The following is a 7,024-nucleotide window of genomic DNA, read 5'->3' on the forward strand; positions in this document are numbered from 1 at the left end:
GGGCGAAGGCTAAGAGCCGGATGCCGTGAACATATAGAATGGCTGTACAACAAGAACCGTGTTGTGCAGCCATTTCTGTCTGTGTGGGGAGAGGTTCATGCCCAGAAAGAGCGCATCGGTCCGTCGGGAGGAGATCTTGGCGGCGACCGTGGAGGAGATCGAGAGCACGGGCCTGCGCACCCTTCGTGTCGCCGATGTCGCCGCACGGCTGGGGCTGAGTCCGAGCCTGGTCATCTACCACTTCGTGACGAAGGAGGCTCTCGTCGCCGCAGCCTTCGCGCATGCCGGAGAGAACGATCTCTACCGCGCGCGTCGACTCGCCGCGGCTCGGAAGTCGGCACGAGAGCGGTTGAGCGACGTGGTGCGGTGGTACATGCCGACCGGTTCGACGAGAAGCTGGAAGATCTGGATCGACGGCTGGTCCGCCGGGCTCTTCGACGACGGGGTCCGGTCGACATTCGCCACACTCGACCGTGAGTGGAAGACGATTCTGGCGGGACTCATCGTCGCAGGGATCGAGGCAGAGGAGTTCCGCTGCTCCGAGGCAGGGGAGGCGGTGGCAAGGACCGCAGACGCCACTGCCGCCGAGGTGGCCGAGGGCAGTGCCACACGGATCCTCGCCTATCTCGACGGACTCGCAGTCCAACTCATCTTCAACCCCGAATCCGTGACGCCTGCGACCCTGGCGAACTGGGTCGACGCCTTCGTCGCGGGCGAATTGGACTGAGCTGCGCACGAGCCTGGAGTCGCTCTTGACGCGGCAGTCCTCGGGCGGTCAGACTGGTGGTCTCAACTCAACTGAACAGCGATTCAGTTAAACCCTTGGGAGCACCATGTTCATGGACATCACCTGGCAGGATCCGGTCACCGGGGCACACGGATTCGTCGTCATCGACACACTCGTGAGGGGAACCGCCTCGGGCGGCCTGCGAATGCGCCAGGGATGCACCCTCGAAGAGGTGCGGGGGCTGGCTCAGGGGATGACCCGCAAGGAGGCGATCCACCTTCGACCCGGCCGCCGCTACGTTCCCGTCGGCGGCGCCAAAGGCGGCATCGACTTCGATCCTCGCGCACCCGGAGCCACGGACATCCTCGAACGGTTCCTCGTCGCCATGAACCCGATCATGCGCACCTACTGGGCACTCGGCGAAGACCTGGGTGTGCGCCAGGGCGACATCGACGACATCCTGGCCCGACGCGACCTCGGAAGCGGGCTGAGCGCCGTCGAGAAGCTGCTGGCCGATCCGAACGCGGCCACAGCGCGGGCTGAGACGGCTTTCTCCACGATCATCGACGGCGTGGCCCAGGACGAGCTCGTCGGCGGACTCGGGGTGGCCACCTCGGTGATTGCGGCGCTCGAAGCCGACGGGGTCGACCCGGCAGCCGCGAGCGCAGTGATCCAGGGATTCGGTTCGATGGGCGGGGCGAGTGCCCGATTCCTCGCCGAGGCGGGAGTGGCCATCGTCGGCATCGCCGATGCCGACGGGTTCGTGTCCAACCCGGCCGGCCTCGACGTCGAGACCCTGCTGACGACTCGCGACCCCTTCGGCGGTATCGACCGATCCGTCCTGCGCCCCGAGGACCAGGACAGTGATCGCGGAGACTGGCTGGCCGCCGACGCCGATGTGCTTGTTCCCGCCGCGGTCAGCTACGCGATCACGAGTGAGAACTGCGAGACCATCACCGCCGGGCTCATCGTCGAGGCCGCGAACATGCCGGTCATGCCTGATGCCGAAGCCCGCCTGCAGGCTCGCGGCGTCACGGTCGTTCCCGACTTCCTGGCGAACTCCGCGACGAATGCCTGGTGGTGGTGGGTGACGTTCGGTGATGTCGACGGCAGCTGGGACGAGGGCAGGTCGATCGTGACGACGACTCTGCGCGAGTTGACGGAGGACGTGCTGGGTGCAGCCGCTCGCCAGGGCATCACGCCCCGGCAGGCGGGGCAGTCCCGGGTGGACGCGAACCTCGAAGCGCTCCGCAGCGAGTCGGGGCCAGCGACCGAAACCGAGCCCGCGAGCAGTGACCAAGCATCCGTTTCGACGGCAGATCGTTAGAGCCATGGAGCGGTTCTTCGACCCCGGCAGCGTCGCCGTCCTCGGAGCCTCGAACGACCCTGCGAAATGGGGCTTCTGGCTCTCCGCGGGGGCGCTGAAGGGCACCCACCGGCGCAGGGTCCACCTCATCAACTCCCGCGTCGCCTCGATCCAGGCCCAACCCACCTTCGCACGTCTCGCTGACCTGCCGGAGACTCCGGAGCTTCTGGTCATCTCGATCCCGGGCGCTGGGGTGCCGGCTGTCGTCGATGAAGCCTTGGCTCTCGGAGTGCGCGCCTTCCTCATCATCTCGGCCAGGGTTCCAGGCGCTGCCGACGTGGCCCAGCGCATCGTCTCCGCGGGCGCACGTCTCATCGGGCCCTCATCCTTGGGCGTCGTCGATTCGAGCAATGAACTCCTGCTGGCCTGGGGTAACTTCACGCCAGGATCCTTGGCGGTGGTGACGCAGAGTGGGCAGTTGGGAACTGAGATCGCCACCCTCTCCGCACGCAGCGGGCTCGGGATCTCCCGCTTCGCCTCCATCGGCGGACAGTCCGACGTCCGGGCAGCAGAGATTCTGCGCACCCTCGTCGCCGACGCCGACACCGCACAGGTCGTCCTCTACCTCGAGTCCTTCACCGGCGGCAGTGCCCTGGTCTCGGCCATGCAGGCACTGCGCGCGGCCGGAAAGCCCACCATGATCCTCACCACGGGTCAATCCGACGCCGGCGCCAGACTCGCGCGATCGCACACCGGGTCGCTCACCTCGGCGATGGACACGGTCGATGCCGCCTGCCGCGCAGCCGGAGCCATCCGACTCTCGACACCCGGTGAAGCGGTCGAGCTCGCCGGGTTCCTCGCCACATCCTGGCTGCCTGCGGGCAGGCGGATCGCCATCATCTCCGACTCCGGCGGGCAGGGCGCGATCGCCGCAGACCGAGCCGAGTCCCACGGTCTGCGCGTGGACGTCCTCGACGCCGCCACCCGTAGGCGCGTCGAAGGTCACCTGCCGCAGGCCGGCCACATCGACAACCCGATCGACCTCGATGGGGCGGGGGAGGCGGACCTGTCGGTGCACTCACGCCTCGTCGATGAGCTCCTGGCCGATGAGACGATCGACGCCGTCGTTCTCAGCGGGTACTTCGGCTGCTATGGCGAGGACGTCCCCGCTCTTCTCGACGCGGAGCTGGACGAAGTGGACCGGCTGGGCCAGACCGTGCGCGGCCACCGCAAGCCCCTCATCGTCCACTCGATGAGCGCCGATTCACGCGCCGTGGCAGCACTGTGGGAGAACTCGATTCCCGTCTACACCTCGATCGAATCGCTCATGCGTGTCGTCGCCAGAGCAGGCTTCCACGCCTCGCACGCCGGGCGCATCACCGAAGCTTTGGAGCAGTCGGGTCCGGTCACACCCTGGGGGAGCGGGTACGGTGCCGCCCGGGACACGATCTCGGCAGCCGGAGTGCCCGTCCCGCGGGCCGTGACCCTGAACCGCGGGTCCGAACTCGCCGAGGTGCTGGCGGGCTCGGACCTGACACCGCCGTTCGTGCTCAAGGCCGGGTGGCCTGCACACAAGACCGAACTCGGAGCGATCGCGCTCGGACTCGGCGATGCCACAGCACTCGACCATGCCCATGCGGAGATGGTGGCCCGCCTCGGCGAGGGCGAGTACATCGTCGAGGAGATGGACACCCGAGATGACGCCGTCGAGATTCTGGTCGGCGGACGACAGGACGAGAACTTCGGACCCATCGTCATGGTGGGGGCCGGAGGAACCGAGACCGAGCTCTACGGCGACACCTGGCTCGAGCTGGCACCGGTCTCGCATGCCGAAGCCCTCGACATGGTCTCGCGGCTGACCTGCTATCGGCTGCTGACCGGATGGCGGGGACGGTCTGCGGCCGACCTCGACGAGCTGGCCGAGATCATCGTCTCGGTCTCGCGCCTGATCGCCGGCAGCAATGAGATCCAGGAGATCGAGATCAACCCGGTGCGCGTCACACCTGTTGGGGCGCTTGCGGTCGACGCCCTCGTCGTCACCAGCCGGGACGACAACGACAACAATCACTATGGCGAGAGCGTCAGCGGCAGCGGCGACGACGGCAGCGACAGCATTGGCGAGAAGGAGCCACGATGACAGAGGAACAGACAGCGATCACCGGTGGGGCGCACCTGGCCCGTGCGCTGAGAGCCGAGGGGATCACCCGCGTCTTCGGGATCCCCGGGACCCACAATCTTGAGATCTTCGCGCAGCTGGCCGCCGAGGGCATCGACATCGTCTCACCGCGGCACGAGCAGGGAGCCGGATACATGGCCGACGGCGCGGCCCGCGTCACCGGCCAGGTGCAGGTCGTCGTCACGACGACGGGGCCGGCGGTGTTCAACGCGCTGACCGCGCTGCTGCAGTCCTTCACCGACTCGGTCCCGGTCCTGCTCATCAGCCCCGGCATGCCGCTGACCCACCCCGGTCGCGGCAACGGACTGCTCCACGAGGTGCGCAACCAGAGCCAGGCCGTCGAAGCGGTCCTCGGTGACAGCCACCGGGTGACGAGCCCCGGCGAGGTGTCCCTGGCGGTCGGACAGACCCTCTCACACATGCGAACCGGACGCACCCGCCCCGCCTACATCGAGATCCCACTCGACCTCATCGAGGCGACGGGACCCGGATGGCTGCACCCGGCAGTGACCCGGTCCGTGCCGGCTCCGGAGCCGGCGGCAGTCAGGTCCGCCGCCGAGGCGCTCGCCGGGTCCCAGCGCCCCCTCCTCATCGCCGGGGCCGGGGCACGTCACGCCGGAGCCGAGGTCGCGGAGCTGTCCGAGGCGCTCGGTGCCGGGATCATCCTGTCCTCGAATGCCAAGGGCACCATCGACGATGACCTCGGGAACAACCTCGGCGCCATCGGAGTCCTCGAGGTGCTGCCGGAGATCCTGAGCGATGCTGATGCCGTTGTCGCCATCGGCACGGAACTGGCTCCCAGTGATTTCTGGCCCGAGCCGCTGCCGCTGCCGGACACGGTTGTGCGCATCGACCTCGACGAGGTGCAGATGCTGCGCAACGCCCGCGTCACCCACCCGATCCTCGCCCACGCCAAGGATTCGACGACCGCACTGACGCACCAGCTGCGACAGACCAGATCGCCCAGCCTCTCACAGGCGGCAGGCCAGTGGCTGCGCGACTGGCAGGACACGGTCACGACCGCGGCGCAGGAGGAGGGCGCACCCTGGGCACAGCTGTGCGGAGCACTCAACGACTACACCACCTCGGCGGTCTCACCTGTCGTCGTCGCCGCGGATTCGACGATGTGCTGCTACTACGGAGTGCAGACCGGATGGACGGCGCGCCGAGGTGACCGTTTCCTCTACCCCGCGGGCGCGGGAACCCTGGGATACGGCCTGCCGGCAGGCATCGGTGCGAAACTCGCCGCGCCCGAGGCCAGGGTCGTGGCGATCGAGGGCGACGGGGGAGCGATGTTCACGATCACCGAACTCTCCGCTGCCGTGCAGGCGCGGGTGTCTCTGTCACTCATCATCGTCGATAACGGCGGCTACGGGGAGATCAGGAACGAAATGGCCGATCGCGGCGACACTCCTGCCGGTGTGGCACTGCTGGGACCCGACTTCCCGACCATGGCGGAGTCGATGGGCGCTCGCGGCCTCCACGTCGAGACACAGGAAGAGTTGGTGACGGCGCTGAAGGAGGCCGAGGAATTCGCCGGTCCGACTCTGATCCACATCACCGAGGACTCACGTGCGGCCACAGACATGATGGACGCGTTTCGGCAGACCGAGACGTCGACCGCGACATCGATCGATACGTCGACCGATACTTCGACCGAGGAAAGGGATCTGACATGAGCTACACACCCTGGCCGCTGAGTGATGAGCAGAACGACATCATCGAACTGTGCGCCACCTTTGCCAAGGACAAGATCCGACCGGCGGGTCGCGGCGTCGACGAGGCGGACACCGAGTCCCCGGTCGAGCTGTTCCGCGAGGCATCGCGCGTGGGAATCACCGACTTCATGATCCCCGAGGAGTACGGGGGCGGTGGCTTCACCGACGTGTTCACGCAATGTCTGGTCCAAGAGCAGCTGTGCTTCGGCGATCCCGGCATCGGCAACCTCCTGTGCTCGAACGGCTTCTTCGCCGATCCGATCCTGGCGCTGGGAAGCGAGGAACAGAAGGATGCGTGGCTGCGTCCCCTGACCGGCCCGGATCCGATGTTCACCGCATTGGCGACGACGGAACCGGGCTCCGGTTCCGACTCGGCCTCCATCACCACCCGAGCCAGCGCCGTCGACGGCGGGTACCTGCTCAATGGGCAGAAGGCGTGGATCTCGAATGCCGGCCTGGCCGGGGGTTACGTCGTCTTCGCCAAGACCGACCCGGCGCAGCGCTCACGCGGGGTCACCGCGTTCCTCCTGCCACGCGACACCGAGGGCATGGAATTCGGGGCACCGATGAAGAAGATGGGCCAGCGCGCGATCGTGTGCCGCGAGATCTTCTTCTCCGACGCATTCGTCCCGAGCGCCAACCGCCTCGGCGAGGAGGGGCAGGGCTTCTACGGACTGATGCGCACCTTCGACATCTCCCGCGTCGTCCTCGGTGCGGCTGCTCTGGGCACGGCCAGGGCCGCCTACGAATACGCCCGTGACTATGCGCTTGAGCGTGTCCAGTTCGGCAAACCCGTCATCGAGCACCAGGCTGTGGCCTTCCGGCTCGCGGACATGGCCGCGCGAATCGATGCCGCCTGGCTGCAGGTCCTCAATGCGGCCCGGATGATCGATGCGGGTCAGGCGGTTCCGCGGGAGCAGGTCACCGCCTCGGCGGCGATGGCGAAGCTGGGTGCCTCGGAGGCCGCGATGTTCTGCACCTGGGCCGGAGTCCAGACCCTGGGAGGTTGGGGGTATTCGCGTGAGCACCCGGTCGAGCAGTGGATGCGCGATGCCAAGCTCGAGGAGATCGAGGAGGGCACCTCAGACATCATGCGG

Annotated in this window: 5 protein-coding genes; all 5 read left to right on the forward strand. The window is 67.5% G+C overall.

Translation table 11 applies throughout. The features are described 5' to 3' along the window. Window positions 1–97 precede the first annotated feature (97 nt). A complete protein-coding gene (locus L0G76_RS12815) occupies window positions 98–727 on the forward strand; it encodes a TetR/AcrR family transcriptional regulator (RefSeq protein ID WP_304357579.1) in 630 nt (209 codons plus the stop codon). A gap of 106 nt (window positions 728–833) precedes the next feature. Continuing rightward, entirely contained in the window at window positions 834–2,054 is a 1,221-nt protein-coding gene (locus L0G76_RS12820) for a Glu/Leu/Phe/Val dehydrogenase dimerization domain-containing protein (RefSeq protein WP_304357580.1), read from the forward strand. 4 nt (window positions 2,055–2,058) lie between these two features. Beyond that, window positions 2,059–4,170, forward strand: coding sequence for an acetate--CoA ligase family protein (locus tag L0G76_RS12825; RefSeq protein WP_304357581.1), 2,112 nt, complete (start codon window positions 2,059–2,061; stop codon window positions 4,168–4,170). Continuing rightward, window positions 4,167–5,888 carry a thiamine pyrophosphate-dependent enzyme gene (locus L0G76_RS12830; protein ID WP_304357582.1) on the forward strand — a complete coding sequence of 574 codons (1,722 nt, stop codon included), beginning with the start codon at window positions 4,167–4,169 and terminating at the stop codon, window positions 5,886–5,888. Before L0G76_RS12825 ends, L0G76_RS12830 begins: the two co-directional genes overlap by 4 nt. Further along, window positions 5,885–7,024: acyl-CoA dehydrogenase family protein (locus tag L0G76_RS12835; protein WP_304357583.1), on the forward strand; the 1,140-nt coding region annotated here is incomplete at its 3' end. The genes L0G76_RS12830 and L0G76_RS12835, both read left to right, overlap by 4 nt.

Source organism: Brevibacterium picturae, from assembly GCF_030453725.1.
In the GTDB taxonomy this organism is placed as follows: domain Bacteria; phylum Actinomycetota; class Actinomycetes; order Actinomycetales; family Brevibacteriaceae; genus Brevibacterium; species Brevibacterium sandarakinum_A.

What these genes read in the sequence shown, in the direction of transcription:
- L0G76_RS12815 (WP_304357579.1), top strand. Translation starts at nt 98, where the DNA reads ATGCCCAGAAAGAGCGCATCGGTCCGTCGGGAGGAGATCTTGGCGGCG.
- L0G76_RS12820 (WP_304357580.1), top strand. Translation starts at nt 834, where the DNA reads ATGTTCATGGACATCACCTGGCAGGATCCGGTCACCGGGGCACACGGA.
- L0G76_RS12825 (WP_304357581.1), top strand. Translation starts at nt 2,059, where the DNA reads ATGGAGCGGTTCTTCGACCCCGGCAGCGTCGCCGTCCTCGGAGCCTCG.
- L0G76_RS12830 (WP_304357582.1), top strand. Translation starts at nt 4,167, where the DNA reads ATGACAGAGGAACAGACAGCGATCACCGGTGGGGCGCACCTGGCCCGT.